Source organism: Pseudomonas sp. D1-36 (genome assembly GCF_051132205.1).
In the GTDB taxonomy this organism is placed as follows: Bacteria; Pseudomonadota; Gammaproteobacteria; order Pseudomonadales; family Pseudomonadaceae; genus Aquipseudomonas.
The window spans coordinates 3451880-3477633 of record NZ_CP071674.1; the positions used below are offsets into that span (position 1 = coordinate 3451880).

Here is a 25754-nt window from a genome sequence, read left to right on the forward strand (position 1 = left end):
TTGCACCGGCTCCTCTAGGAGTGCGCGGCCGTGCGCGCAGAATTGCCGAGGCAGAACCCGATTCCAGCGAGCCAAGACGCAGCTGTTTCTGATCGGCCCAAGCCTGAGACCGAGACTTATATGTACGTATATGACGAGTACGATCAGCGGATCATCGAGGACCGCGTCAAGCAGTTCCGTGATCAGACCCGACGCTATCTGGCAGGCGAGCTGAGCGAAGAAGAATTCCGCCCTCTGCGCTTGCAGAATGGCCTGTATATCCAGCGCTTCGCCCCGATGCTGCGCGTGGCCGTGCCTTATGGCCAACTGACCTCGCGCCAGGTGCGCAAGCTGGCGCAGATTGCCCGCGACTACGACAAGGGCTACGCCCACATCAGTACCCGGCAGAACGTCCAGTACAACTGGCCGGCGCTGGAAGACGTGCCTGAGATCCTCGCCGAACTGGCCACCGTGCAGATGCACGCGATCCAGACGAGCGGCAACTGCCTGCGCAACGTCACCACCGACCAGTTTGCCGGCGTCGCGGCCGATGAGCTGATCGACCCACGTCCATGGTGCGAAATCGTCCGTCAATGGACCACGTTCCACCCGGAATTCGCCTACCTGCCGCGTAAGTTCAAGATCGCCATTAACGGCTCGAGCTCGGACCGCGCGGCCATCGAAGTCCATGACATCGGCCTGGAAACGGTCTACAACGCCGCCGGCGAGCTGGGCTTCCGTGTACTGGTGGGTGGTGGCCTGGGCCGTACGCCGGTGGTCGGTGCGTTCATCAACGAGTTCCTGCCATGGCAGGACCTGCTGAGCTACCTCGACGCCATCCTGCGGGTATACAACCGCTACGGCCGTCGCGACAACAAGTACAAGGCGCGGATCAAGATCCTGGTCAAGGCCCTGACGCCTGAAGTGTTCGCCGAAAAGGTCGAGGCCGAAATGGTCCACCTGCGCGGCGGCCAGACCACCCTGACCGAAGCCGAAGTCCACCGTGTCGCCAAGCACTTCGTCGACCCGGACTACAAGGCCCTGGGCAACCAGGATGCGGAACTCGCCGCCCTCGACAAGGAGCATCCAGGTTTCGCCCGCTGGCGTACCCGCAACACGCTGGCTCACAAGAAGCCCGGCTATGTCGCGGTGACCCTGTCGCTGAAACCGACCGGCGTGGCGCCAGGCGATATCACCGACAAGCAACTGGACGCCGTCGCCGACCTGGCCGATCGCTACAGTTTCGGCCAACTGCGTACCTCCCACGAGCAGAACATCATCCTGGCCGATGTTGAACAGAGCCAGTTGTTCACCCTGTGGGGCGAGCTGCGCGAACAAGGTTTCGCCACCCCGAACATCGGCCTGCTGACCGACATGATCTGCTGCCCGGGCGGTGATTTCTGCTCCCTGGCAAACGCCAAGTCGATCCCGATCGCCGAATCGATCCAGCGCCGCTTCGACGACCTGGACTACCTGTTCGATATCGGTGAGCTGGACCTGAACATTTCCGGTTGCATGAACGCCTGTGGTCACCACCACGTTGGCCACATCGGCATCCTGGGCGTGGACAAGAAAGGCGAAGAGTTCTACCAGGTCTCCCTCGGTGGCAGCGGCAGCCGCGATGCCAGCCTGGGCAAGATCCTCGGGCCATCGTTTGCCCAGGACGACATGCCGGATGTGATCGAGAAACTGATCGACGTGTACATTGAACAACGTACCGAAGACGAGCGTTTCATCGACACTTATCAACGTATCGGCATCGACCTCTTCAAGGAACGCGTCTATGCAGCGAATCATTAAGAACAACGAAGTCATCGACGAGACCTGGCACCTGCTGCCCAAGGACGCGACCCTCGATGGCATTTCCAATTGCGACGACCTGATCGTGCCCCTGGCCCTGTGGCGCGATCACGCCCACGCCCTCAAGGCCCGCGATGGCGGCCTGGGTGTGTGGCTGGACGCCGACGAGGAAGCCGAGGAAATCGGAGATGACGCCAATCAGCTCCAGGTCATCGCCCTGAACTTCCCGGCCTTCACCGACGGGCGCAGCTACTCCAACGCCCGTCTGTTGCGTGAACGCTACGGCTTCAAGGGTGAACTGCGGGCCATTGGCGACGTGTTGCGCGACCAGTTGTTCTACATGCGCCGCTGCGGTTTCGACGCCTTTGCCCTTCGCGCCGATAAAGATCCGTACGAAGCCCTCGAAAGCCTCAAGGACTTCTCGGTGACTTATCAGGCGGCCAGTGACGAACCGCTGCCGCTGTTTCGTCGTCGCTGATACCTGATACACAAAAAAGCCCTGGACCGGGTGACCGGTTCAGGGCTTTTTTTGTTGATGGATATTGAGAGCAGAACCTAATCTTCAGCCCGCCTTGGCCCCATGTGGGAGCGAGCTTGCTAGCGGTTTGCCTGGGCAGGTGATGTTGAATGTACCGCCGCCATCGCGAGCAAGCTCGCTCCCACAAGGTTTAGTGGTGGCCACCCGCCTCGAATTACCAAAACCGCTGCTGGGTCAGGCGGCTCCACCAACTGAGCAGCACACGATCCACCGAACCGCTTGCCGCCATGCCGATGCGTTCCTGCAGGCTTTTGCGTTCGGCATAGTGCAGATGGTACAGCTCGGCACCCTTGGCCCTTTCGGCCAGGTACTCGTCGCTGGTTTTCAGCTCGTCCACCAAGCGCTTTTCCAGCGCCGCGACACCCAACCACACTTCACCTGTGGCAACGTCATCGATCGCCAGTTGCGGGCGGTACGTGGCGACAAAGTTCTTGAACAGCGCATGGGTAATGTCCAGGTCTTCCTGGAATTTTTCCCGGCCCTTCTCCGTGTTCTCGCCAAACACCGTCAACGTTCGCTTGTATTCGCCGGCGGTCAGCACTTCGAAATCGATGTCGTGTTTCTTCAGCAGGCGATTGACGTTGGGCAACTGCGCCACGACGCCGATGGAACCGAGAATCGCAAACGGGGCGCTGATGATCTTCTCGCCGATGCACGCCATCATGTAACCGCCGCTGGCCGCCACCTTGTCGATGCACACCGTCAACGGTACGCCGGCTTGGCGGATCCGCGCCAGCTGCGACGAGGCCAGGCCGTAGCTGTGGACCATGCCGCCGCCGCTTTCCAGGCGCAGCACGACCTCGTCCTTGGGCGTCGCCAGGGTCAGGAGGGCGGTGATTTCATGGCGCAGGCTTTCGGTGGCGGAGGCCTTGATGTCACCGTCGAAATCCAGCACGAAGACCCGAGGCTTGGCAGCCGGTTTGTCCTTCTGCTTTTTTTCGGCCTTTTCAGCCTTGCCTTCGCTCTTGCGCAGGGCCTTGAGCTGCTCCTTGTCCAGCAGCGTCTGCTCCAGGCGCTCGCGCAACGCTTTGTAGAAATCGTTGAGCTTGCTGACCTGCAGCTGCCCCACCGACTTGCGCCGCCCCTTGCTGCGCAGCGCAGCGAAACTGGCCATGACCACCAGGATGGCGATGACCAGTGTGACCGTCTTGGCCAGGAAACCGGCGTATTCGACGAAAAACTCCACAGCGACTCCTTAAATGCAATGCGCCATTTGAACGCAGGCGCGTAACGCTGCCAGCATACCCATGCGCTTGCCCTGCTACCAGCCATGAAATCTGTGGTTACGTTAGCTCGGACGAGCCTGGATAACGCTGTAACGGCCATTTCAAACAAGCGTATGTTTTTTCATTGACACGCCATCGCCATCCTCATAACCTCGCCAAACCTTCAACGTACCGGGATGACGCGGACGTGGGCAGCATTTATCTGATTCGACATGGCCAGGCCTCCTTTGGTGCGGACGACTACGATGTCCTCTCGCCCAACGGCATACGCCAGGCGCAAGTGCTGGGCAGCCACCTGGCGCAGCTCGGTGTCGTGTTCGATCGCTGCCTCTCGGGCGACCTGCGTCGCCAACAGGACACCGCCACTGGCGCGCTGGGCCAGATGAGCGCAGCCGGCCTGCCGGTTCCGGAACTGGAAATCGACGCCGCCTTCAACGAATTCGATGCCGACGCGGTCATTCGCGCCCTGCTCCCGGACATGCTCTCCCAGGAGCCCGAGGCCCTCGACATTTTGCGCAACGCCGCGCAGAACCGCGCCGAGTTCCAGCGCATCTTCGCCTTGATCGTCGAGCGCTGGCTCAGCGGCCGCTACGACCCGCCGGGACTGGAGAGCTGGCTGGGTTTCGTCGAACGGGTCCAGGCTGGCCTGCACCGCATCCTCGACAATGCCGACAAGACGCACAAGATCGCCGTGTTCACCTCCGGCGGGACCATCACCGCCCTGCTCCACCTGATTACCCAGATGCCCGCCAGGCAGGCCTTCGAGTTGAACTGGCAGATCGTCAACACCTCGCTCAACCAACTGAAATTCAGGGGCCGCGAGGTGGCCCTGGCTTCCTTCAACAGTCATGCGCACCTGCAACTGCTGAAGATCCCGGACCTCATCACCTTCCGCTGAGTCCGGTTTGCTGTAGACCCCTGCTGTATTACCCCGAATAAGGATCGAAACCATGACCTCCGTAGCCGACGCCGTAAAAGCCATGCAAGCCAAGTTCAACCCAGCCGCCGCTGCCGGCCTGGACCTGGTATTCGGTTTCAACATCACCGACGAAGACAAGCAGTACGCCCTGATCGTGAAGGACGGCACCTGCGACATCCAGGAAGGCGAGAATCCAGACGCCAACTGCACGCTGGTCCTGGATAGTCAGACCCTCAAGGACATCGTCAGCGGCGAAACCGACGGCATGCAAGCATTCATGGGCGGCAAGCTGCGCGTTGAAGGCGACATGATGCTGTCGATGAAACTGTCCGAGCTGTTCCCGTCCTGAGATCAGGTCGCCCTGGCTGTACCCAAATCCCGCCCTTGTGGCGGGATTTTTTGTTTCTCGCCGCAAACCTTACAATGCCCGTTCACCCCGCCTCGGCCTGAACATGGACATCGACCTCGCTCGCACTTTCCTGGAAATCGTCCGCCACGGCAGCCTCGCCGCCGCGGCAGAGAAACTGCACGTCACCCAGACGGCGATCACCGCCCGGGTCCAGAAGCTCGAAAGCCAACTTGGCTGCGGGTTGTTCGTGCGCAATCGGGCCGGCGCGCGACTGACCAGTGATGGCGAAGCCTTCGTGGTCTATGCCAACCAGCTCGTCCAGACGTGGGAGGCCGCCCGCCGTGACCTGCCGCTGCCAGAGGGCTATCGCAACGTCTTGCACCTGGGCGGCGAAGTCAGCCTGTGCAACCCCTTGATGCTCGCCTGGGCCGGCGAGCTGCGACAGAAGATTTCCGGCCATGCCCTGCGCATGGACATCCGCGACGGCGAAAACCTGCTGCAGCAACTGGAGCTGGGCCTGCTGGACGCGGCGGTGGTGTATCAGCCCGAGTACTGGCCGCGGCTCCAGGTTGAGCAGTTGCTGGAAGAAAAACTGATCCTGGTGCGCCTGGCCGCTCGCCCCGAACCTTACGTGTACATCGACTGGAGTGCCGATTTCCGTCGCCAGCACGACACGGCGCTGCCGGACAAGGCCAAGGCCGCGGTGACCTTCAATCTCGGGCCCCTGGCGTTGCAGTACATCTTGGAAAACGGCGGCAGCGGTTATTTCCGCACTCGGGTCGTGCAGAGCTACCTGGACAGCGGCATTCTGGAGCGAGTGCCCAAGGCGCCGGAATTCAATTACCCGACCTACCTGGTATATTCAAGGGACCGGGATTCGGCCGCGTTGCAGCAGGCGTTCGACGTGCTGCGGGACATCGTCAAGACTGGCAGCGACTGGTCCCAGCGCTGGGATCCGCTGGGATAAAGGATTGGGTGGGCCGCTTCGCGGCCCAGCGGGAGCAAGCTCCCTCGCTACAAAAAGCGCTCAGGGGATAACCGTCATCGCTACTTTTGCATCAGCGCGGCGATGTCGTCCTTGATCCGCAACCGTTCTTTCTTGAGCTTATCCAGGTCGTCGTCGGTCACTACGGCGGTGGGTTTTTCAGCCTTCACGACTTTTGTATCGATTTTCGCATATCGAGTGATCAGCGCGTCGAGATCCTTGTCCTTTTCGCGTTTTTTCTGAATGTCGTCCTCTGTGCACTTCAGATCCTGGCAGAGATCATGGGACACCGGCATGGAGCACCTCCTTCGTGAGTTCGGTGACAAGTGCTTTTCTGGGCACTGCCTGTCAGCAGCATGGCCTTGCCGATCGGGTTCTGTCGACCGCCAATCCGACCAGCGGTGACCGTTCGTCGTGCCACGACGCGTTCCGATAAAACCTTCCCCCGAGCTTTTCCCTCCATTGATCAGTACCCAGAGAATCACCTGTACAACCTGTGTGGAGACTGACCTATGGACAGATTTACCCTGCGTCAACTCGGCCTGGCTGTTGCCCTGAGTAGCAGCATGGGCATGGCATGGGCCGCGACTTCCAGCGACTTTGTCGACAACGCGGCGGCCGGCGGCATTGCGGAGATCGAAACCGGCAAACTGGCGCTGCAGAAAAGCCAATCGGCGGACATCAAGGAGTTCGCCAACAAAATGATTGCCGACCACACCAAAGCCAACGAAGAGCTGAAGGCGCTGGCGAAAAAACATGACATCGAAGTACCAGACGACACCACGTTGATGAAAAAGGCCAAGGCCAAGATTCTTGACGTGCGCGATGAGTCCTTCGATCCGGCCTATGCAAATAACCAAGTGATGGCTCACGAAGAGACCGTCGCCCTGTTCAAGAAGGAGGCTGAGACCGTCACTGACGATAAGAAGCCTGGCAGTACCGAACTGAAGGCATTTGCCCAGAAAATGCTGCCGGACCTGCAGCATCACCTGGAAATGGCGAAGAAGCTTCAAGCGGCCCACCCTAGTAAATAACGCCATCGTCAATAAAAAAGCCCGACTCTCGAGTCGGGCTTTTTTATTGATCAGCTGTCGGCTGTGTCGATATCAGCGTCAGTCTTGTCACCGGGTCCAGGCCGATCCGGTTCCGGCTTGAAACCGGGGCTGTAGGTGTTGTCGTTGTCCTGATGATTTTTCTTCTGATCGACCTCACGGGCAGCACTGTGAGCCTCGTGTGTTTCAGCCGGATTGGCAGGCTGGTTATCCGTCACTTGAGGATCGATTGCCGGATCGTTACGCGAGGCCGGGGTTTGCGTCTGGCCTTGTTGCTGAGTATTTGCAGAGTCGCTCATTAGACACCTCGTTCATGACCAGGCCGAATAGTGATCGGCCCTGCTTATTCGAAGGCAAAACGGCGGCTTGGGTTCCATTCTTTTACCGCGTCGGGCTCACTCGTCCAGTGCCGAACTGACCATCCGCGCCAATGCATCCGGGTTGTAGGGTTTGCTCAGCAGGTGGGTATCGGGGCTCAGTTGGTGATTGCGCGAGATGATGTCCCGGGTGTGTCCCGACGTGAACAGGACCGGCACCGGCGGGGTCTGTACCTTCGCCCAGGCCGCCAGGTCGGAGCTCTTGATCAGGCCGGGCATGACCACATCGGTGAAGATCAGGTCCACCGAGACGCCATCGAGCAACAATTTCATGGCCTCGTCGCCGTTGGCGGCGGTCAGGGTCCGATAGCCGAGCTGCTCCAACAACTCCACCGAGGCGCCGCGTACGTCGTCGTTGTCCTCGACCACCAGGATGGTTTCCTCCAGGCCGGATCGAAGCTCGCGGGGAGGTGCCTGTTCCGGGGACTCGGGCTTGTGGCTGCGGGGAAAATACATATGCACCTGAGTGCCTTCGCCCGGGTGGCTGGCAATTTCGATGTGCCCGCCGCTCTGCTTGACGAACCCGAACACCATGCTCAATCCAAGCCCCGTGCCTTGGCCGTCGGTCTTGGTGGTGAAAAACGGCTCGAAGACCTGGTTCAGGACTTCGGGCGCCATACCCGCGCCATGATCGATCACCGACAGTCGCACGTAATCCCCTGCCGCAACTCCTTTGCCGGCACAGGACGATTCGTCCAGGACGATATTTTCCCCGAGCATTCTGATGACACCTTCGCCCCCCATGGCGTCGCGGGCATTGATCGCCAGGTTCAACAGGGCGTTTTCCAGCTGATTGCAATCGACGTGGATACACCAAGGCTCAGGAGGCAACGCCACCTCGATGCGGATGGTTTCGCCCAGGGCCCGCTGCAACAATTCACCCAGGCCTTCATAGATGCGCCGAGGGTTGTAGACCGCCGGTGACAACGGCTGGCGACGGGCGAAAGCCAGCAACTGCGACGACAGCTTGGCGCCCCGCTCCACGGCTTCGATGGATGCACCGACCCGCCGCTGGACGTTGGGATTGTCAGGCTCGTGGCGAGCCAGCAAGTGCAGGTTGCCGGCGATCACCTGGAGCAGGTTGTTGAAGTCATGGGCCACGCCTCCCGTGAGTCCGCCGATGGCCTCGAGTTTCTGCGATTGACGCAATTGCTCCTCGGCCGCCAACCGCGCCTGCACTTCACTGGCGACGCGTTGTTCCAGGTCGCGGGTGAACTTGAGCAGCGACGCTTCGGCGGTCTTGCGCTCGTTGATATCGATCAGTACGCCGGGAAACCGCAGGGGCTTGCCCAACGCATCGAACTCGCATCGCCCGCTGGCCAGCACCCAAAGGTAATCGCCCTCGCCACGGCGCAAGCGATATTCGGCGGTGTAGGGAGCGCCCGTGCGCACGGTCAGGTCGACCCGTTGTTCGACGTCGTCGATGTCGTCGGGATGGATGCGCTGGCGAGCGATCTGGATGGGCAGTGCATCCAGCGGGCACTCGGGCGGATAACCGAAAGTACGGGCGAAACGTTCATCGCCAGACAGCGTGTCGGTGGCGATATCCCAGACGAACGACCCCAGCAACGGCCCGGCCGAAAGCGCCAATTGGATACGCTCATTGACCGCACGGTAGCTGCGCTCGGCCTCTTGCCGGGCCCGCTCGCTCAGCACCAGCTCGGTGGTTTCCACGACAATCGCCAACACGCCGGCAGGCGAATGGTCATCGTCGGGGACCGGGCTGTAGTAGAGATCCAACCAGACGTCTTCGGGCTTGCCGTCGCGCAGCAGCACCAGCTCCTTGTTGCGGTAGGACAAGGTGCCGCCGCCCAGGCACACGTCCAATACGTGGCGGTTGAATTCGGCCACCTCCGGCCATCCCAGCTCCACCGCGCTCCCCAGCAGGTAGGGATGGCGGCCGCCGGCGAATTCGGCATAGGCGTCGTTATAGATCATGTAGCCCTGGCGGCCCCACAGCATGACCATCGGCAATGGTGAAGCGAGCATCAGTTGGACCGCGCTGCGCAGGCTGGCGGACCAGTGCTCGATCGCACCCAGCTCCGTGCGACGCCAATCGTAGGCCCGGATGCGCCGGGCCATTTCTCCGTCCCAACCGGGACACCCGTTACTTTGGGATAAGAACTTCATGGAACGTCTCTCACCTCAAGCTACCAGCAGGGAAGCGGCATACCACAAGTCCCTTGTGCTAGTGCTTCGAGCGCGAGGTTGGCAATTGGTTTCATGCAGACTGACGACGCCAACCCTTTATGGCGAGGGGATTTATCCCCTCGCCACAGATTTCAACCAAACATTCAGCGAAAATCCCGGCTGCGCACATTGATGCCCGCCAGCAAACCGCTCAAATCGCTCAGGCGCCCGGCAATCAGATGACGGACCTCGCCGACACTTTCCCAGCGCCCGTCCACCCTGAGCAATTGCGACCCTACCAGGACCTTGCGCTGGCGTTCGGCCAAGTCGCGCCAGACCACTACGTTGAGATTGCCGAACTCATCTTCCAGAGTGACAAAGGTCACCCCGCTGGCCGTGCCTGGACGTTGGCGACCAGTGACCAGCCCCGCGACGCTGACGTGGCGGCCATGCTCGACAGCCTGCAATTCCCGGGAGCTGCGGCAGCGTCGGGCGCGCAATTCGGAACGCAGCAAGGCCAGCGGATGAGGCCCCAGCGTCGTGCCCAGGGTGGCGTAGTCGGCGAACAGGTTTTCCCCCACCGTGGGTGTCGGCAAGGCCACGGTGGGCTCTTCCGGGCTGGGCAGACCCGCGAACAAGCCCAGTTGTTTTTCCACTCCGGCAATTTCCCAACGGGCGCGATGGCGGTCGCCGGCCAGGCCGCGCAAAGCGTTGGCGTCCGCCAGTTGCTCCAGGGCCCGGGCGTCGAGTCGAGCCCGTTCGCCCAGGTCGGCCACATCGCTGAAAGCCCGCTGCCCGCGTGCCACCTCGATACGCCGGGCATCGTCCTCTCTAAACCCCTTGATCAGACGCAAGCCCATGCGAATCGCCGGCTGGCGGCCTTCCATCGGTTCCAGGCTGCATTCCCAGTCGCTGGCCCGCACGTCCACCGGACGGATCTGCAACTGATGCCGGCGAGCATGCTGGAGGATCTGGTCCGGGCTGTAGAAACCCATGGGCCAGCTGTTGATCAGGGCACAGGCGAACGCCGCCGGCTCGTGGCATTTGAGCCAACTGCTGGCGTAGGTCAGCAAGGCGAAACTGGCGGCATGGGATTCAGGAAAGCCGTAATTGCCGAAGCCCTTGATCTGTTCGAAGAGCTGCGCGGCGTATTCAGGTTTGTACCCTTTGGCCGCCATCCCGTCGGCCAATCTTTTCTTGTGCGGTTCGAGCCCGCCGTGGCGCTTCCAGGCGGCCATGGAACGACGTAACTGGTCCGCTTCGCCCGGGCTGTAGCCAGCGGCGACAATGGCGATCTGCATGACCTGTTCCTGGAACAGCGGAATGCCCAGGGTGCGGCCCAGCACCTCTTTCAATTCCGACGATGGATAAGTGATCTTCTCTTCTCCATTGCGCCGCCGCAGGTAGGGATGCACCATCCCGCCCTGGATGGGTCCCGGTCGCACGATCGCCACCTCGATCACCAGATCGTAGTATTCCTTGGGCTTGAGCCTGGGCAACATCGCCATCTGCGCCCGGGATTCGATCTGGAACACGCCGATGGTGTCGGCGCGGCTGATCATCTCGAACGTGGCCCGATCATCCTTGGGCAACGACGCGAGGGTATGACGCACGCCCCGGTAATGCGCGATCAAGTCGAAACAGCGACGAATCGCGCTGAGCATGCCCAGGGCCAGGATGTCCACCTTGAGCAGCCCGACCGCATCGAGGTCGTCCTTGTCCCACTGGATGATGGTGCGCTCGGCCATCGCGGCGTTCTCGACCGGCACCAGGGTGTCCAAGGGTTGCTGGGAAATCACGAAGCCGCCGGGGTGTTGGGACAGGTGCCGGGGGAAGCCGATCAGTTGCTGGGTCAGGCTCAACACCCGACGCAGCACCGGGCTCTCCGGGTCGAAACCACCCTCGCGCAAACGTTCCAGCGGCGGTGCCTCATCGCTCCAGCGCCCGCAGCAGTCGGCCAGTGCATTGACCTGGTCCGGCGGCAGGCCCAGGGCCTTGGCCACGTCGCGTACCGCCCCGGCGCCGTGATAGCTGCTGACCACGGCCGTCAACGCCGCGCGATGCCGGCCGTAGCGCTGGAACACGTACTGCAGGACTTCCTCGCGACGTTCGTGTTCGAAATCGACGTCGATGTCCGGTGGCTCATTGCGCTCGCGGGACAGGAAGCGTTCGAACAACATGTCCGTCTGTGCCGGGTCGATTTCGGTGATGCCCAGGGCGTAGCACACCGCCGAGTTGGCCGCCGAGCCCCGGCCCTGGCAGAGAATGTGACGGCTACGGGCGAAACTGACGATGTCCTGCACGGTGAGGAAGTAGCTGTCGTAGCCCAGTTCGGCAATCAACTCCAATTCCTTGTCGATCTGCACGCGCACCTTTTCTGTGACGCCGTTCTTCCAGCGCTCGCGCATGCCGCGCGCGGTCAGTTCCCGCAGCCAGGACGCCGGATCATGGCCCTCGGGCACGAGCTCGCGGGGGTATTCATAGCGCAACTGACCGAGGTCGAACGTGCAGCGCCGGGCGATGTCCAGGGTTTCATCGAGCAAGGCGCGGGGGTAGAGATCGGCCAGGGCCTGGAGGCTGCGCAAGTGGCGTTCGCCGTTGGGGTGCAGACGCTGACCGGCCTCGGCAACGGTGACGTGGTGGCGAATGGCGGTCATGGTGTCTTGCAAGGCGCGGCGACCCCGCACATGCATATGCACGTCGCCCGTGGCGACGGCAGGAAGACCCAGGCGTTCGGCCAATGCGAGCAAGTCCGCGAGCCGTCGCTGGTCGTCTTGACCGCAATGCAACTGCACGGACAGCCAGAGTCTTTCGTTGAACACCTGTCGGAGCCAGCGCCCTTGCGCCTCGGGCGTCTTGCCATCGGGGACCCACAGGGCGAGCAGCCCTGGCAGCGGCTCGTCGAAGTCTTCTCGGACGATGCGATAACGGCCCTTTTCGCTGCGCCGCCGTGCGCGGGTGATCAGCCGGCACAAGGTTTGGTAGCCCTCGAGGTTTTCCACCAACAGCACCAGCTTCGGACCGTTCTCGACCTGGATTTCGCTGCCGACGATCAATTGCAAGTCCAGTTCCTTGGCTGCCTGCCAGGCCCGGACGATGCCGGCCAAGGTACATTCATCCGTCACCGCCAGGGCCCGATAGCCCTGCTGTTTGGCGCGACGGCACAATTCCAGGGCGCTGGAGGCGCCGCGCTGGAAGCTGAAGTTCGACAGGCAATGCAGCTCGGCATATTCGACGCTCATGCGAACCAACCTTGCAGCCACAACGGTCCGCCCTCGCCCACCGGTCGATAGGCCCAGCCGCGTTGGCCGGCGCGGGTCTCGATCAGGTAGTAATCACGGCGCACATCGGCGCCGTCCCACCAGCCGGACTCGATGCGCTCCGGGCCCATGAGGATTCGCGCCTGGCCTTCAGGCAAGACCTGGGGCTCGCCAAGCAGCCAGCCGGGACGCTGGACATCATCGCGCAGCGGACACATCTGTTGTTGCGGCTGGGGTTTCATCTGCCAGGCGCACTCGGGGCGGTGGTCGTCGCCAAATCCCAACCCTTGCACGGCTTCATCACCGAGGCGCGCCCGCAGCCGTTCGCGCAGTTGTTCCCACGGCAAGGACTGCTGGGGACGCTCGTCGAACAATTCCAGGCGCTGGGGCACGAAGCTCGGCAGGTCTTCGGCACACAAGCGAAAACCGCGCACGGGCGCCTCGACCTGCACCTGCTCGAGACGGCCACGGGCCAGCTCGAACAGCATCGAAGCATCCCGCTCGGCGCTGAGCAGGCCGACCTTGATCACCGTGTCCGGCAAACCGGCGTGTTCCAGGTGCAAATCAAAACGCTGCACGCCGCTGTCGCGGCCGCACAGGTAGGCCGACAGGTCACCGGTCAAACGTCGCAGAGGAAACAGCAATGCCTGGTGGGACTGCACGTCGTAGTTGAGTTCGATGCGCACATCGAAACGGTCCGGGGGCAGGTAGAACGACAGCGCCAGGGTGCGGCTGCCCACCAGCGCATCGAGGTGCTTGAGCATGTCGGCTTCGAAGCGCCGCGCCAGGGTGTGCCGGGGCAAGGCCTGGACTTGGCTGAGCCGGCGCAGGCCCATGCGCGACAAGGCCGTGGCAGCTTCGGGCGCCAGGCCGACTCGGTCCACTGGCATCTGTCCCAGGTACGCTTGCAAGGTCTCGTTATCGGGCACGACCAGGGCGTCGTAAGCATTGGCCAGCATCCGCGCCGCCACGGGATTGGGGGCGGCGACGATGCGATGCCGAAAACCCAGCTCAGTCAATTCGGCCCGCAACCGCGCCTCGAACACCGGCCATGGCCCGAACAGCCCCAGGCTCGACTCGATTTCGAACAGCACCGTGCGTGGATAATGCACGCTCACCTGGGAGCTGAAACGATAGGCCCAGGCCGCCAGGAATCGTTGCCAGTTTTCGATCTGCGCCGCGTCGTACTCGGCGGTGGCGAACCCTTTGCTCAAGGCCTGGGCCGCGGTCATGGTCTGGCCGGGGCGCAGGCCCAGGGCGCGCGCCGGTTCATTGACCGCTTGCAGCACCCGGCGCTGGGCCGGGCCGGTCAGCAGCGCCAGGGGCTCGCTGGGGTCGGGGCGCTGGCGCAGCGCGGCATCCAGCGCCAATTGCGGGAAGAGAATACAGACCCAGCGCATCGCAACCTCAATGCCCTGTCTGTGGGGGGAACGCAATCGGCGCCGAACGCGCCAGCCCGCCCCGGGACTTGAGCACCCGCAATTGTGCGGGCCGGGAATCGATGGCGATGCGCAGGGCCGCCGGGGACGGGTTGATGGCTTCCTGGATCGAGCGCCAGGCGAACGCCAGCGTCTGGCCGGTTTCCGCCGCGACCTGCAAACGGCGCAAGGCCCGGTCATCCGCCTGGCGCGGCCAGCACAACACCGCGCCGCAACTGCCCGAGCGCAGACATTGTTCGGTGGCCCATAAGGCCTCCCGTGGATCGGCCTGGATGATCGACAACTGGCGCAAGTCCACCCCGGCGTTTCGCCAGGCCTGGGGATAGGGCACGAACGGCGGCGCCACCAACACGATCCGCTCCCCCGCCGCCGATAGCCGCGCCAGGGTCGGCCACACCAGTTGCAATTCGCCCACGCCCGGCGCGCCGATGAGAATTTCCGTCAACGCCGCTTCCGGCCAGCCACCACTGGGCAGTGCCGCATCCAGTACGGCGTGGCCGGTGGGCTGTGGACTGGCGGCCGGCGGCGCAGGCCGGCCCTTCCAGACCTGGCCGCCATTGAACAGCGTGTCCAGCGCAACGACGGCGCCCATCAGCCTTGTCTCACCAGGCCACAGAACACGCCTTCTATCGCCAGGTCCTGGTCGGCTTCGACGATGATCGGCTGATAGGCTGGGTTGCGTGGCAACAGGCGTACGCGCTCGCCGACTCGCTCAAAACGCTTGATGGTCACTTCACCGTCCAGGCGCGCCACGACAATCTGCCCGTTGGAAGCCTGGGGCGTGCGTTGCACACCCACCAGATCGCCGTCGAGGATACCGTCCTCGATCATCGAATCGCCCTGGACCCGCAGCAGGTAGTCCGGCGCTTTGGTGAAGATCGCCGGGTCCAGCAACAGACGGCTGTGGACCTCGGCATCGGCACCGATCGGCAGGCCGGCGGCCACCCGTCCCAACACCGGCACATCCAACAGTTCGGGACGCGGCGGCTGATTCAACAGCCGGATGCCCCGGGCCTGGTGCGGATTGACTTCGATGAAACCGGCTTCGGTGAGCGCCAACACATGCTTGCGCGCCACGCTGCGAGAGGCGAAACCAAACGCCTCGCTGATTTCAGCGAGGCTGGGAGGCTGGCCCTGTTCGGCGATGCGTTCGCGGATAAAGGTCAGGATGGCGGTACGGCGGGGAGTGAGAGTCGTCATGGAGTACATTTGTACTCCTGTCGGTTTTTTCTGACAAGCGCCGCCAGTCAGTTCACGGGTTGACTGCGCAAAATCAAATTGACCGTGTTGAATGATTTAGGGGCTGCCGACGCAGCCCAGTGGGAGCAAGCTCCCTCGCCACGGGTTCACCCTATTGCTCAAGTAACCAGCGTATCCCTGTGGGAGCGAGCTTGCTCGCGATGGCGGTGAGTCAGCTTGCAAACAGGTTGAATATACTGACGTCATCGCGAGCAAGCTCGCTCCCACAAGGGATAGGCATAAAGCTACAGACCCGCCAGATAAGCCCAGGGAAAAATCCCCCGCTCGTGGCCATCGCTAAAGACCAACTGCACCCCATAACCCTGGCTATTGACCCCAACCACCCGGACCCGCGAATCAACCTGCACCGCCACGCCTTGCAGGCGAAACGCTCGACACCGCGAGCATGGGCATTGCCGGCGCAGCTCGGCATGGTCCAACTGTTGTTCGCGCCCATCAGGCCAACTCAGGCGCAACAGCCCCTTCTCCCGTGAATTGCCAATCGCCAGCGGGCTCATTGCAGTTGGCCCAAGGCAATGCGCACAGCCTTGCGTACCTCCGGATCGCCATCCTCCTGGGCGGCCTGCAACGCCGCAATGGCAGCAGGATCGTTCAACTCGCCCAAGGCCAGTGCTGCCTCCTTGCGCAGATTGCTGATGCGGTGGCCCAGGGTTTCGATCAATGCCGCCAGGGCCGGGGCGTAGCGCAAACGACCCAGGCTGCGGGTCGCCCGCAAGCGCACTTGCCAGTAGTCGTCCGCCAAGGCATCGATCAGGGCCGGGCCGGCATCGGCGTGACCGACCTTGCCCAGCGTTGTAGCGGCTTCTTCGCGAACCGCCCACGCCGGGTCCCGCAAGGCCTGGCGCAGGGCTGGCAACACTTGCTCATCCGAAGCCAGGCCAAGGGCACCGGTGGCCGCGCGGCGTACTTCGCTGTCCGGGTCATCACTGGCGAGCCGGGCCAAGGCTGGCAAGGCGCCGAGGTGCTTGAGCCAGCCCAGCACGCCAACCGCTTCGCGGCGCACGCCAGCATCGTCATCGGCCAGGGCGGCGATGGATGCTGGCGCGGCATCGCCCAGGCGCAACTCGCGCAAGGCCCGGAAGGCCGCGACGCGGACACCGGCGTCGGCATGTGTCGTCCAAGGCAGGATCACTCTTCCTGCCGCCTCGCTCTTGAGCAGGCTCAAGCTTTGGGCAGCAGCGGCCTGCACCGTCGGTGATCGATCGGTCAGGGCTTCGCACAAGCCTGCGACCACCGGCTCGTCCTCCCAGGCTTCGAGCAATCGCGCGGCTTCGGCGCGCACCTCGGCGCTGGGGTCACTGGCCAGGCGATCCACAAGCCACAACAGGCCTTCGGGCTCTTCAAGGTCGGCCAGTTCGATAAGGGCGATGCGGCGCACACCGGCGTCCTCGTCGGTAAGACGCGGTTGCAGGGCGAGAATGTCTTGGTTGTCGGTATTTTCAAATAGAGAGGTCATAGGGCAAATCGCGGCAAGGAGGTTTCAGGGGGCAACCCGAGGGGATTGAGGCGCGGCAATTGCTGGCCATCTTCATGACGCAGCAGCTCAAGGCAGTGGCGCTTCAATCGGGAGAATTCAGGGCTCGTCACCAGCTCAGTCGTGCGTGGCCGAGGAAAATCCAGGCGCAGATCCTCGATGATGCGACCCGGCCGTGGGCTCATCACCAGCAAGCGATCGGCCAGGAATAGCGCCTCGTCGATGTCGTGGGTGACGAACACAACGGTGGTGCGGATGCGCGTCCAGATGTCCAGCAACAACTCCTGCATGTTCAAGCGCGTCAGTGCATCCAGCGCGCCGAAGGGTTCATCCATCAGCAACAAGCGCGGGCGGTTCACCAGCACCCGTGCGATCTCCACTCGCTGCTGCATGCCACCGGAGAGCTGGTCCGGCCAGTGCCCGGCAAAACCCTCCAGGCCCACCGAGGCGAGCATCTCATCGGCGGCTCGTTGTCGTTCGACTTTGCCCAGGCCACGCATCTTCAGGCCAAAAGCAACGTTGTCGCGCACGCTGCGCCATGGAAACAAAGTGTGCTGCTGGAACACCATGCCGCGCTGAGGCGAGGGACCGGCCACCGGCACCGCGTCGACGTTCAGCGTACCGGTGCTCGGTTGCAGATGCCCGGCAAGGGCACCGAGCAAGGTCGATTTGCCGCAACCGGACGGCCCCAGGATGCAGACGAACTGGCCCGCCTCGATCTGGCAATCGAGCCCCTGCACCGCTTCGAAGGCCTGGGCACCCTGGCCCAGGACAATGGACAACTGGCGGATGTCGATCCGCCCTTCAGGCGTTTGCATTGCACTCATCAGGCTTTTCCTCGGGGCCGGTGCCAAGGCGTGAACAACCCGCCCAGGCGCTTGATCAACAAACTACTGCCCATCCCCAGCACGCCGATCAGCAACATGCCGACCACGATGTCGGGGTAGTTCTGCACGGTGTAGGACGCCCAGGTGTAGTAGCCGATGCCGTACTGGCCGGCGATCATTTCCGCCGTCACCAGGCAGAACCAGGACGTGCCCATGCCGATGGCGAGGCCAGTGATGATGCTCGGCGCGGCGCCCGGCAGAATCACTTCCAGCAGGATGGCCCGGCGTCCCGCCCCGAGGCTTTTCGCTGACGCGACCAGCCGCCGGTCCACCCCTTCGACGCCGTGCACGGTGTTGAGCAGGATCGGGAACAGCGCGCCGGTGAAGGTGATGAACACCATCGACAATTCCGACGACGGGAACATCAGAATCGCCAACGGAATCCAGGCCACCGCCGGGATCGGCCGCAGGACTTCCAGTGGCGGCAACAGCAAGTCTTCGGCCCATTTCGAACGACCGATGGCCACGCCCAGCGCCACGCCAATCAGCAGCGCCGCACCGTACCCGGCAAAGACCCGCCCCAGGCTGCTGCCCAGGTGCCGCGCAAGATTGCCCGATTCCCCCTGGCCAAGCGCGGCCTGGAGTACCGCCAATGGGGCCGGGACGTTGGCGAAGGTCACCAGGCCGAGGTCCCAATGACCGTCGGCGGCGAGCTGCCAGAACAGCAGGCAGAGCAGCAGTGAAGCGGCTCGCAGGAGCCAGCGTTTGGGTGATGGGTACACAAATCTTCCTCCGGAGTGGAATCCTTGTGGGAGCGAGCTTGCTCGCGATGGCGTCAGGTCAGTTGAAATCGAATTGGCTGACACACCGCTATCGCGAGCAAGCTCGCTCCCACAGGGGACGGTGTCAGGTCAACGGGCGGCGACCGCCTGGGTCGTCGCCTCGGTGAAATCCAGGACCTTGCCGCCCTGCTGCGCGGCAAACTGCTCGGCCTGCCCTTTCAACAGGAACGCGCTGAGCTGGCCCTTGGCATCGCTGGCGAACCACGCCTGCTCGGCCAGCAGCTTGATCCCGCTGTCGCTGGCCTGTGCGTAGACGGCTCGGATACCCTTGCCTTCCTGCTTGAGGCTCGCCAGCGCGGTGAAGGCTGACTGCGCGGAGGCGTAATGGCGCACTTTCGGCTCGCCGCGTACCCAGATTTCGGCCACGTGGCGGGCATCGGTGATGGCCTGGCCGGTCGCAGTATCGGCGCTGCCCAGCGGGGTCTGGGCGTAGTTGGCCAGTTGCGCGGTGTAATCCAGGTACGAAGCCTTGAAGGCGGCGCGGATGTACTGGTCATCGATGAAGGTGTTGAGGTCCAGCCCGCGATCGGCTTTCTTCAGCAGCTTAAGGGTGTCGATGGCGGTGCCCACGGCCTGGCGGTATTCCGGTTTCCAGGTCAGGTCGCGGGTCTGCACGCCCAGCGGCCCGTGGAACAGATAATTGACCTCGGCATCCACGCCGGTGACCTTGGCGATCAGCTCGCTGTACTTCTCAGGCTCGGCGGCCAGCAGCTGGTTGGCTTCGATGGATGCACGCAGGTAGGCGACGACGATTTCCGGGTACTTCCTGGCATAGGCCTGGTCCACCAGGGCGCCATGGAATGTTGGCGTCTTGGCCTGGGCGCCATCGTAGATCTTGCGGGCAAAACCACGGCTGGGGAACAGTTCGGCGAACGGCACGAAATCAGCGTGGGCGTCGATCTTACCGGCCTGCAACGCCGAGCCGGCGACCTCCGGTGGCTGGGCGATGATGTTCACATCCTTGAGTGGATCCCAGCCTTGGGCCGCGACGGCGCGCAGTAGCATGCCGTGGGCGGTGGAGGCAAAGGGCACGGAAATGGTCTTGCCCTTGAGCTCGGCCAGGGATTGAACGCCCGAGGCGCTCGGCACGACGATGCCATTGCCGCTGCCCTGGGTGCTGCCCGACAACACGCTGATGAACAGGCTGTGCTTGCCAGCGGTTTCGAACGCCACGCCATTGAAGGCGCCGGGAAAATCGGCCATGGCGCCGAAGTCGAGCTTGCCCGCCACCATCTCGTTGGTCAGTGGCGCGCCGCTGGTGAAGTTTTTCCACTGGATGTCGTATTGGGCATCCTTGTACGCGCCGTCGTGGGGCAGGTATTTGTCCAACAGGCCCAACTCCCGAATCAACAACCCACCGGCGGCGCAGTTGATGGTGGTGTCCTGGGTGCCGATGGCGATGCGGATGGTTTCTGCCTGGGCAGGCAGGGTCAATGAAGCCAGTACCAGACCGGCCAATGCTGCACGCAATAACATGGGTGTGTCCCCTCGAATCGTTTATGGGTATTTCGTCTCCGCCGCGATCAGGGCGCGGTGGGAAACGAGGGGTGTTGTGGGTTTAGCGTCCGGGGTGGCCGGATGGCTTTTTGTGGTGTCTGTGGTGGCCTCTTCGTCGGAATGCCGCCCGGAGCAGGCTCGCGATGGCGTCGTCGCAATCAGCGCAACAGATACGGAATCTCGACTTTCACCGCCCCCGTCGGGCAGTCTTTTTCACAGGGCATGCAATACCAGCACTCATCGAACGCCATGTAGGCCTTCTGCGTTGCAGGGTTGATCGCCAGCAAGTCCATGGGGCAGACATCGACGCAGACCGTGCAGCCTTTGTGGGCGATGCATTTGTCCTCGTCCACGGTGACGGGGGCGTTGGAGCGGAAGAAGATTTCCTGGGGTTGGTAGACCATGGGCGTTCTCTTTGAGTGAAGGGTTCAAGCCGCGTCGGCACCGACCCGCAGCCGGTCATAGGCCTGCAGCTCGTCGGCATCGAGGGCGATGATGTAGGGCTCGACCGCTTTCTTGAAGGAAGTCATCTGGCCTTCCTCGCCTTTCTTCAGGTGGCAATGGCAGAACCAGTCGCTGTCGTTGCGCTGCGGGTGGTCGACCCGATAGTGGTACAGCCCCCAACGGCTTTCCGCGCGAAACAGCGAGGCGCGGGCGGCCATTTCGGCGCAGTCGCGGATGACGCTGACCTCCATGGCACGCATCAGCTCATGGGCGTTGTGAGCCTTGATCTGATCCAGGTCGCGCTGGATATCGCTGAAGCGTTGCAAGCCGATCTGCATTTTTTTCGTGACCTTCGGCGGCTGCAGGTAATCGTTGACGAAACGTCGCAGCTTGTATTCCACCTGGGCCGGCGGCAGGCCGTGCTCGCGCTCCAGTGGCGCGTAAACGCGCGTCCTCTCCCGTTCGATCTGCCCGACGTCCAGCACCGAGAAATCCTTCCCCGCCACAAAATCCGCGGCGTTGTTGCCGGCAAACCAGCCGTAGGTGAACGCACCGAGCATGTAGTTGTGCGGCACCGCCGCCATGTCACCCGCCGAGTACAACCCCTTGACCGAGGTTTGCGCCCGCTCGTTGACCCACACGCCCGAGGCTGAGTGACCGCTGCAAAAACCGATTTCGGAAATGTGCATCTCTACCATCTGCGTGCGGTAGTCGGTGCCACGGTTGGCGTGGAACTGGCCGCGACTGGGGCGTTCGTTGCTGTGCAGGATCTCTTCGATGTTCTGGATGGTCTCCTCGGCCAAGTGATCGAGCTTGAGGAACACCGGGCCATTGCCGCCTTCGAGTTCCTGGTGGAACTCCCACATCATCTGCCCGCTCCAGTAGTCGCATTCGATAAAGCGCTCGCCCTTGTTGTTGGCGGTGTAGCCGCCCAGGGGACCGGTGACGTAGGCGCACGCCGGGCCGTTGTAATCCTTTATCAACGGGTTGATCTGGAAGCATTCCAGGTTCGCCAGCTCGGCACCGGCGTGATAGGCCATGGCGTAGCCGTCGCCGGCATTGGTCGGGTTTTCATAGGTGCCCATCAGGTAGCCCGAGGCCGGCAACCCCAGGCGTCCCGCGGCGCCGCAGCAGAGGATGACCGCTTTGGCCTTGATCACATGGAAGTCGGCGGTGCGGCAATCGAAGCCCATCACACCGTTGACCGCCCCCGCTTGGTCAGTCAGCAAGCGCGTGCAGACCAGACGATTGGTGATGCTCACCCGCGCCCGCTTCAACTGCCGGTACAGGACTTTCTTGATGTCGTGCCCTTCCGGCATCGGCAGCACATAGGCGCCCATGTGGTGGACTTTTTTCACCGCGTAGTCGCCGGTTTCGTCCTTCTCGAACTTCACGCCCCATCGATCCAGTTGCTCGATCGTTTCGAAACTGTGCGTCGCGTAGGCGTACACCGCCGCCTGGTTGACGATGCCGTCGTTGGCGATGGTGATTTCCTTGGTGTACTGCTCAGGCGTCGAATGGCCCGGGATAATTGCGTTGTTCAAGCCGTCCATGCCCATGCTGATGGCGCCGCTGCGCTTGACGTTGGCCTTGTCCACCAGCAGGACGCGCAGGTCCCGGTTGCGTTCCTTGGCCTTGATCGCCGCCATGGGGCCGGCGGTACCACCACCGATGACGACGATGTCGTATTCCTGTTCGAGGGTATTCGTTGAGCGTTGGGTCATGCCTGCGTCCCTTTTTGCCGGTCGATCCGCAAGCGATACTGGAAAGCATCGCCGCGGTAGTAGAGGTATTCGAAATCCAGCGGTCGCCCATCGGCGCCATGGGTCAGGCGTTCGATGCGCATCACGGGCGACCCTGGCTCGACCTCCAGGGCTTGGCACAGCTCGCTGTCGGCCAGCACCGCATCGATGGCAAGGTCCGCGTGGCCGAGGGCCAGGCCGCAATCGTTTTCCAGAATCAGGAAAATGTCCCGTGTAACCAGATCGGCTTTTTCCAGGCGCTCGCCGAGGTCCTTGGGCAGGTAGGTAATCTCCAACGACACCGGTTCGCGGTTGATCAGCCGCACCCGTTTGATCTGCGCCACCACATCCCCCTCCGCAACCTTCAACCGCTCGGCCACCGGCTTGTCGGCGGGAATGAATTTGAAACTGCGAAGACGATTGATCACCTCGAAGCCGCGGCCGGTCATGGACTCGGCCAAGCCCTGGAGGGTGCTGACGTTCTGGAAGGTCTTGGGTTTCGCGACAAAGGTGCCTTTGCCATGGATCTTGAAAATCAGACCTTCCTTTTGCAGGTCCCCCAAGGCCTGGCGCACGGTGATTCGGCTGACGCGAAACAACGCACCCAGCTCGCTTTCCGAAGGCATCTGGCTGCCTTGGGGGTATTCACCGTCGAGAATGCGCGTGCGCAACAGGTCGCGCAGTTGCAGGTGCAGCGGCACGCTGCTGAGGGAAAGAACGTTGTCAGGCATGGCTTCAGTCACTTGTCATAACGAGTTATGACGTGATCTTAAGGAAACCTCCCGAGTCTTGAGAAATACCGTTTGGACATATCCTTAGAGTCGGCTCAGGGCAACAGCAGCCCCTGCTCCTGCTCGCACAGCTGCACCACGTAATCCCACAGCACCCGCAGCCGCACGGATTTATGCAGTTCGCGGCGGGTGCTGATCCAGTAGCTGCGACAGATGGTTTCGTCCGGGAGCAAGGGCACCAGCGTCGGGTCGCTGCCGGCCATGTAACACGGCAACACGGCGATGCCCAGGCCCGATCGCGCGGCTTGCTGCTGGGCGATGACGCTGGTGCTGTGGAACACCACCCGGGGCTTGCGGCAAAAACTGTTGAGGAACATGAGCTCCTGGCTGAACAACAGATCGTCGACGTAGCCGATCCAGGCGTGACGGCCTAGATCTTCGCGGCTGCGCAAGGGCGGCGAGCGATCCAGGTAGGCCTGGCTCGCATACAGCGCCAGGCTGTAGTCGGTGAGCTTGCGTGTCACCAGCAGGTCGGCCGCCGGTCGTTCGAGGTGGATACTGATTTCCGCCTCGCGGTTGAGAATGCTGACGAAGCGCGGCACCGCCACCAGTTCCACCTCAAGTCCCGGATAGCGCTGGAACAACCCCTCCATGCGACTGGCCAGGAACATGATGCCCAGCCCTTCCGTCACGCCCAACCGGATCTTGCCCAAGGGTGCGCTGGATTGGGTGATGTCCTCTTGGGCCAGCAACGCGACGTTTTCCATGGCCTCGGCATGCTTGAGCAGCGCCTCGCCCGCCGGGGTCAGTTCATAACCCTGGGCGTGCTGGACAAACAAAGCCGTGCCCAGGCTTTTTTCGATGGCCTCGATGTGTCGGGCCACGGTGGCATGGGTGGTGTTGAGCCGTCGCGCGGCCGTCAGCAAGCGGCCGCTGCGTTGCAGTTCCAGGAAGTAGCGCAAGTCATTCCAGTCGAACATGAGCCATCCTTGAAAACGCCTGAACCCGGGATTGTTTATAAACGCTCAGCAGGTGCGCAAAAACTAACATTCTTTTGACGAAAACTAACAACTACGATGAGCCAACAAGAACAATAAATGAGGTCGCGAATGCAACCTGTCGTCGATGAATACGATTACGTGATCGTGGGCGCCGGCCCTGCCGGGTGCTTGCTGGCCAATCGGCTGTCGGCCAACCCGCAACACCGGGTGCTGCTGCTCGAAGCCGGCGGGCGCGACAACTATCCGTGGATTCACATCCCGGTCGGCTACCTGTTCTGCATCGGTAATCCGCGCACCGACTGGTGCTTCAAGACCGAAGCGCAACCGGGCCTGCAGGGCCGCGCCCTGAGCTATCCGCGCGGCAAGGTGTTGGGCGGCTGCTCGTCCATCAACGGCATGATCTACATGCGTGGCCAGGCCGCGGACTACGATGGCTGGGCCGCCGAAGGCAACGCTGGCTGGTCCTGGAAGGACGTCCTGCCGTTGTTCAGGCAAAGCGAAAACCACTTCGCCGGAGACTCCGAACTTCACGGCGCGGCCGGCGAATGGCGCGTCGAGCGCCAGCGCCTGTCATGGCTGATCCTCGACGCCTTTCGCACCGCCGCCGAGCAGAGCGGCATCCCCAACGTCGAGGATTTCAATGGCGGCGACAACGAAGGCTGTGGCTATTTCCAGGTCAACCAGAAAGCCGGGATACGCTGGAACGCGGCCAAGGCTTTCCTCAAGCCGATACGCACTCGCCCCAACCTGACGGTCTTGACCGAAGTCGAAGTCGACCGCGTTTTATTGCGCGATGACCGCGCCCACGCTGTCAGCGCTCGCTGGCAAGGCAAGGCCATGAGCTTCAAGGCTCGCAAGGAAATCGTCCTGTGCGCCGGGGCCGTCGGTTCGCCGGGCATCCTGCAGCGCTCCGGGATCGGCCCGCGCAGCTTGCTGCAACGCTTGGGCATTGGCGTGGCGCACGAGTTGCCGGGCGTGGGCGGCAACTTGCAGGACCATCTGCAACTGCGGCTGATCTATCAACTGGAAAACGCCCGCACCCTGAACCAGATCGCCGGTACGTTGTGGGGCAAGATGGGCATGGGCCTGCGCTACCTGTATGACCGCAGCGGCCCGCTGTCCATGGCGCCCAGCCAACTCGGCGCCTTCGCCCGCTCGGGGCCGGAACAGACTTCGGCCAATCTCGAATACCATGTGCAGCCATTGTCTCTGGAACGCTTCGGCGAACCCTTGCACAGCTTCCCGGCATTCACCGCATCGGTGTGTGACTTGCGCCCGATGAGCCGCGGCCGCGTGGACATCCGCTCAGCCGATCCGAGTGAAGCGCCGTTGATCCAACCCAACTACCTGAGCCACCCCGAAGACCTGCGGGTCGCGGCCGACGCGATCCGCCTGACCCGAAGAATCGTCGCCTCCCCAGCCCTCGGCGCCTTCAAACCAGTGGAATACCTGCCGGGACCCAGCCTGCAGACCGAAGAGGAACTGCACCAGGCCGCCGCCCGCATCGGCACGACGATCTTCCACCCGGTGGGCACCTGTCGCATGGGCCAGGACGGCGACGCCGTGGTGGATGCGCAACTGCGCGTGCACGGCATCAAGGGCCTGCGCATCGCCGACGCCTCGATCATGCCGCGCATCATTTCGGGAAACACTTGCTCGCCGACGTTGATGATCGCCGAGAAGGCAGCGCGGATGATCCTCGAACCCATCACCGTCAGCATCACAAGCCAAAAGGAGCCGGCCACAGTCTGAAAAACATTGGAGATTCCTGTGGGAGCGAGCCTGCTCGCGATGACGGTGTATCAGCTAACGTTCATGTCGACCACCACACCGCTATCGCGAGCAGGCTCGCTCCCACAAGGAAAACATTTGGATCAAGAAA

24 protein-coding genes are annotated in these 25754 nt (G+C 62.6%); 7 read left to right on the plus strand and 17 right to left on the minus strand.

Annotation, left to right across the window (positions count from 1 at the left end; translation table 11 throughout):
* Positions 1–120: 120 nt before the first annotated feature.
* On the plus strand, positions 121–1779 hold the full coding sequence (locus tag J3P76_RS15255) for a nitrite/sulfite reductase (RefSeq protein WP_420764499.1): 1659 nt from the start codon (positions 121–123) through the stop codon (positions 1777–1779).
* Positions 1763–2257 carry a DUF934 domain-containing protein gene (locus tag J3P76_RS15260; protein WP_420764500.1) on the plus strand — a complete coding sequence of 165 codons (495 nt, stop codon included), beginning with the start codon at positions 1763–1765 and terminating at the stop codon, positions 2255–2257. Before J3P76_RS15255 ends, J3P76_RS15260 begins: the two co-directional genes overlap by 17 nt.
* A 214-nt stretch (positions 2258–2471) precedes the next feature.
* Here J3P76_RS15260 and sohB read toward each other — a convergent pair whose 3' ends face one another.
* Positions 2472–3503, minus strand: coding sequence for a protease SohB (sohB, locus tag J3P76_RS15265; protein WP_434610833.1), 1032 nt, complete (start codon positions 3501–3503; stop codon positions 2472–2474).
* A 227-nt stretch (positions 3504–3730) separates the two neighbouring features.
* Here sohB and J3P76_RS15270 point away from each other — a divergent pair, with 227 nt between their 5' ends.
* The 3 genes from J3P76_RS15270 (at position 3731) to J3P76_RS15280 (ending at position 5778) form a co-directional block, all read left to right on the plus strand.
* The gene (locus tag J3P76_RS15270; protein WP_434610830.1) at positions 3731–4441 is read left to right on the plus strand and encodes a histidine phosphatase family protein; all 711 of its coding nucleotides are present in this window, start codon (positions 3731–3733) and stop codon (positions 4439–4441) included.
* Positions 4442–4493: 52 nt separating this feature from the next.
* A complete protein-coding gene (locus tag J3P76_RS15275) occupies positions 4494–4811 on the plus strand; it encodes an SCP2 sterol-binding domain-containing protein (RefSeq protein ID WP_016774477.1) in 318 nt (105 codons plus the stop codon).
* Between the two features lie 103 nt (positions 4812–4914).
* Positions 4915–5778: a LysR family transcriptional regulator gene (locus J3P76_RS15280; RefSeq protein ID WP_434650670.1), complete on the plus strand. Its 864-nt coding sequence runs from the start codon at positions 4915–4917 to the stop codon at positions 5776–5778.
* Positions 5779–5858: 80 nt separating this feature from the next.
* On the opposite strand, the gene J3P76_RS15285 is transcribed toward J3P76_RS15280, so the two are convergent.
* Positions 5859–6092, minus strand: a complete 234-nt coding sequence (locus J3P76_RS15285) for a YdcH family protein (protein ID WP_434700933.1) — start codon at positions 6090–6092, stop codon at positions 5859–5861.
* Positions 6093–6308: 216 nt separating this feature from the next.
* Here J3P76_RS15285 and J3P76_RS15290 point away from each other — a divergent pair, with 216 nt between their 5' ends.
* Positions 6309–6830, plus strand: coding sequence for a DUF4142 domain-containing protein (locus tag J3P76_RS15290; RefSeq protein WP_420764505.1), 522 nt, complete (start codon positions 6309–6311; stop codon positions 6828–6830).
* Positions 6831–6880: 50 nt separating this feature from the next.
* Here J3P76_RS15290 and J3P76_RS15295 read toward each other — a convergent pair whose 3' ends face one another.
* From J3P76_RS15295 to J3P76_RS15365, 15 genes are all read right to left on the minus strand, one after another.
* Positions 6881–7147, minus strand: a complete 267-nt coding sequence (locus tag J3P76_RS15295; protein ID WP_420764506.1) for a hypothetical protein — start codon at positions 7145–7147, stop codon at positions 6881–6883.
* Positions 7148–7243: 96 nt separating this feature from the next.
* A complete protein-coding gene (locus J3P76_RS15300) occupies positions 7244–9355 on the minus strand; it encodes an ATP-binding protein (protein WP_434563492.1) in 2112 nt (703 codons plus the stop codon).
* Positions 9356–9519: 164 nt separating this feature from the next.
* Positions 9520–12618 (minus strand): error-prone DNA polymerase, encoded by a 3099-nt coding sequence (locus J3P76_RS15305; protein ID WP_434700935.1) that lies wholly within the window; start codon positions 12616–12618, stop codon positions 9520–9522.
* Entirely contained in the window at positions 12594–14015 is a 1422-nt protein-coding gene (locus tag J3P76_RS15310; RefSeq protein ID WP_420764509.1) for a Y-family DNA polymerase, read from the minus strand. Before J3P76_RS15310 ends, J3P76_RS15305 begins: the two co-directional genes overlap by 25 nt.
* Before the next feature lie 7 nt (positions 14016–14022).
* Positions 14023–14646 (minus strand): translesion DNA synthesis-associated protein ImuA, encoded by a 624-nt coding sequence (imuA, locus tag J3P76_RS15315; protein ID WP_434563486.1) that lies wholly within the window; start codon positions 14644–14646, stop codon positions 14023–14025.
* The gene (lexA, locus tag J3P76_RS15320; protein ID WP_420764511.1) at positions 14646–15263 is read right to left on the minus strand and encodes a transcriptional repressor LexA; all 618 of its coding nucleotides are present in this window, start codon (positions 15261–15263) and stop codon (positions 14646–14648) included. The genes imuA and lexA overlap by 1 nt, the downstream gene beginning before the upstream one ends.
* Before the next feature lie 275 nt (positions 15264–15538).
* Positions 15539–15811 carry a DUF971 domain-containing protein gene (locus tag J3P76_RS15325; protein WP_420764512.1) on the minus strand — a complete coding sequence of 91 codons (273 nt, stop codon included), beginning with the start codon at positions 15809–15811 and terminating at the stop codon, positions 15539–15541.
* The gene (locus J3P76_RS15330; protein WP_420764513.1) at positions 15808–16770 is read right to left on the minus strand and encodes a HEAT repeat domain-containing protein; all 963 of its coding nucleotides are present in this window, start codon (positions 16768–16770) and stop codon (positions 15808–15810) included. Before J3P76_RS15330 ends, J3P76_RS15325 begins: the two co-directional genes overlap by 4 nt.
* Positions 16767–17615 (minus strand): ABC transporter ATP-binding protein, encoded by an 849-nt coding sequence (locus tag J3P76_RS15335; RefSeq protein WP_420764514.1) that lies wholly within the window; start codon positions 17613–17615, stop codon positions 16767–16769. Before J3P76_RS15335 ends, J3P76_RS15330 begins: the two co-directional genes overlap by 4 nt.
* The gene (locus J3P76_RS15340) at positions 17615–18397 is read right to left on the minus strand and encodes an ABC transporter permease (protein ID WP_434610814.1); all 783 of its coding nucleotides are present in this window, start codon (positions 18395–18397) and stop codon (positions 17615–17617) included. Before J3P76_RS15340 ends, J3P76_RS15335 begins: the two co-directional genes overlap by 1 nt.
* Positions 18398–18526: 129 nt before the next feature.
* Positions 18527–19933 (minus strand): ABC transporter substrate-binding protein, encoded by a 1407-nt coding sequence (locus tag J3P76_RS15345; RefSeq protein ID WP_434610812.1) that lies wholly within the window; start codon positions 19931–19933, stop codon positions 18527–18529.
* 179 nt (positions 19934–20112) lie between these two features.
* The gene (locus J3P76_RS15350) at positions 20113–20358 is read right to left on the minus strand and encodes a 4Fe-4S dicluster domain-containing protein (protein WP_434610809.1); all 246 of its coding nucleotides are present in this window, start codon (positions 20356–20358) and stop codon (positions 20113–20115) included.
* 24 nt (positions 20359–20382) lie between these two features.
* Positions 20383–22122, minus strand: coding sequence for a fumarate reductase/succinate dehydrogenase flavoprotein subunit (locus J3P76_RS15355; protein WP_434610806.1), 1740 nt, complete (start codon positions 22120–22122; stop codon positions 20383–20385).
* On the minus strand, positions 22119–22871 hold the full coding sequence (locus J3P76_RS15360) for a GntR family transcriptional regulator (RefSeq protein ID WP_420764518.1): 753 nt from the start codon (positions 22869–22871) through the stop codon (positions 22119–22121). The genes J3P76_RS15355 and J3P76_RS15360 overlap by 4 nt, the downstream gene beginning before the upstream one ends.
* Positions 22872–22966: 95 nt before the next feature.
* Complete coding sequence (locus J3P76_RS15365; RefSeq protein ID WP_434610803.1) at positions 22967–23851, minus strand: LysR family transcriptional regulator; 885 nt, start codon at positions 23849–23851, stop codon at positions 22967–22969.
* Positions 23852–23980: 129 nt separating this feature from the next.
* On the opposite strand from J3P76_RS15365, the gene J3P76_RS15370 reads away from it, so the two are divergent.
* Complete coding sequence (locus tag J3P76_RS15370) at positions 23981–25624, plus strand: GMC family oxidoreductase (RefSeq protein WP_434610800.1); 1644 nt, start codon at positions 23981–23983, stop codon at positions 25622–25624.
* Positions 25625–25754 lie beyond the last annotated feature (130 nt).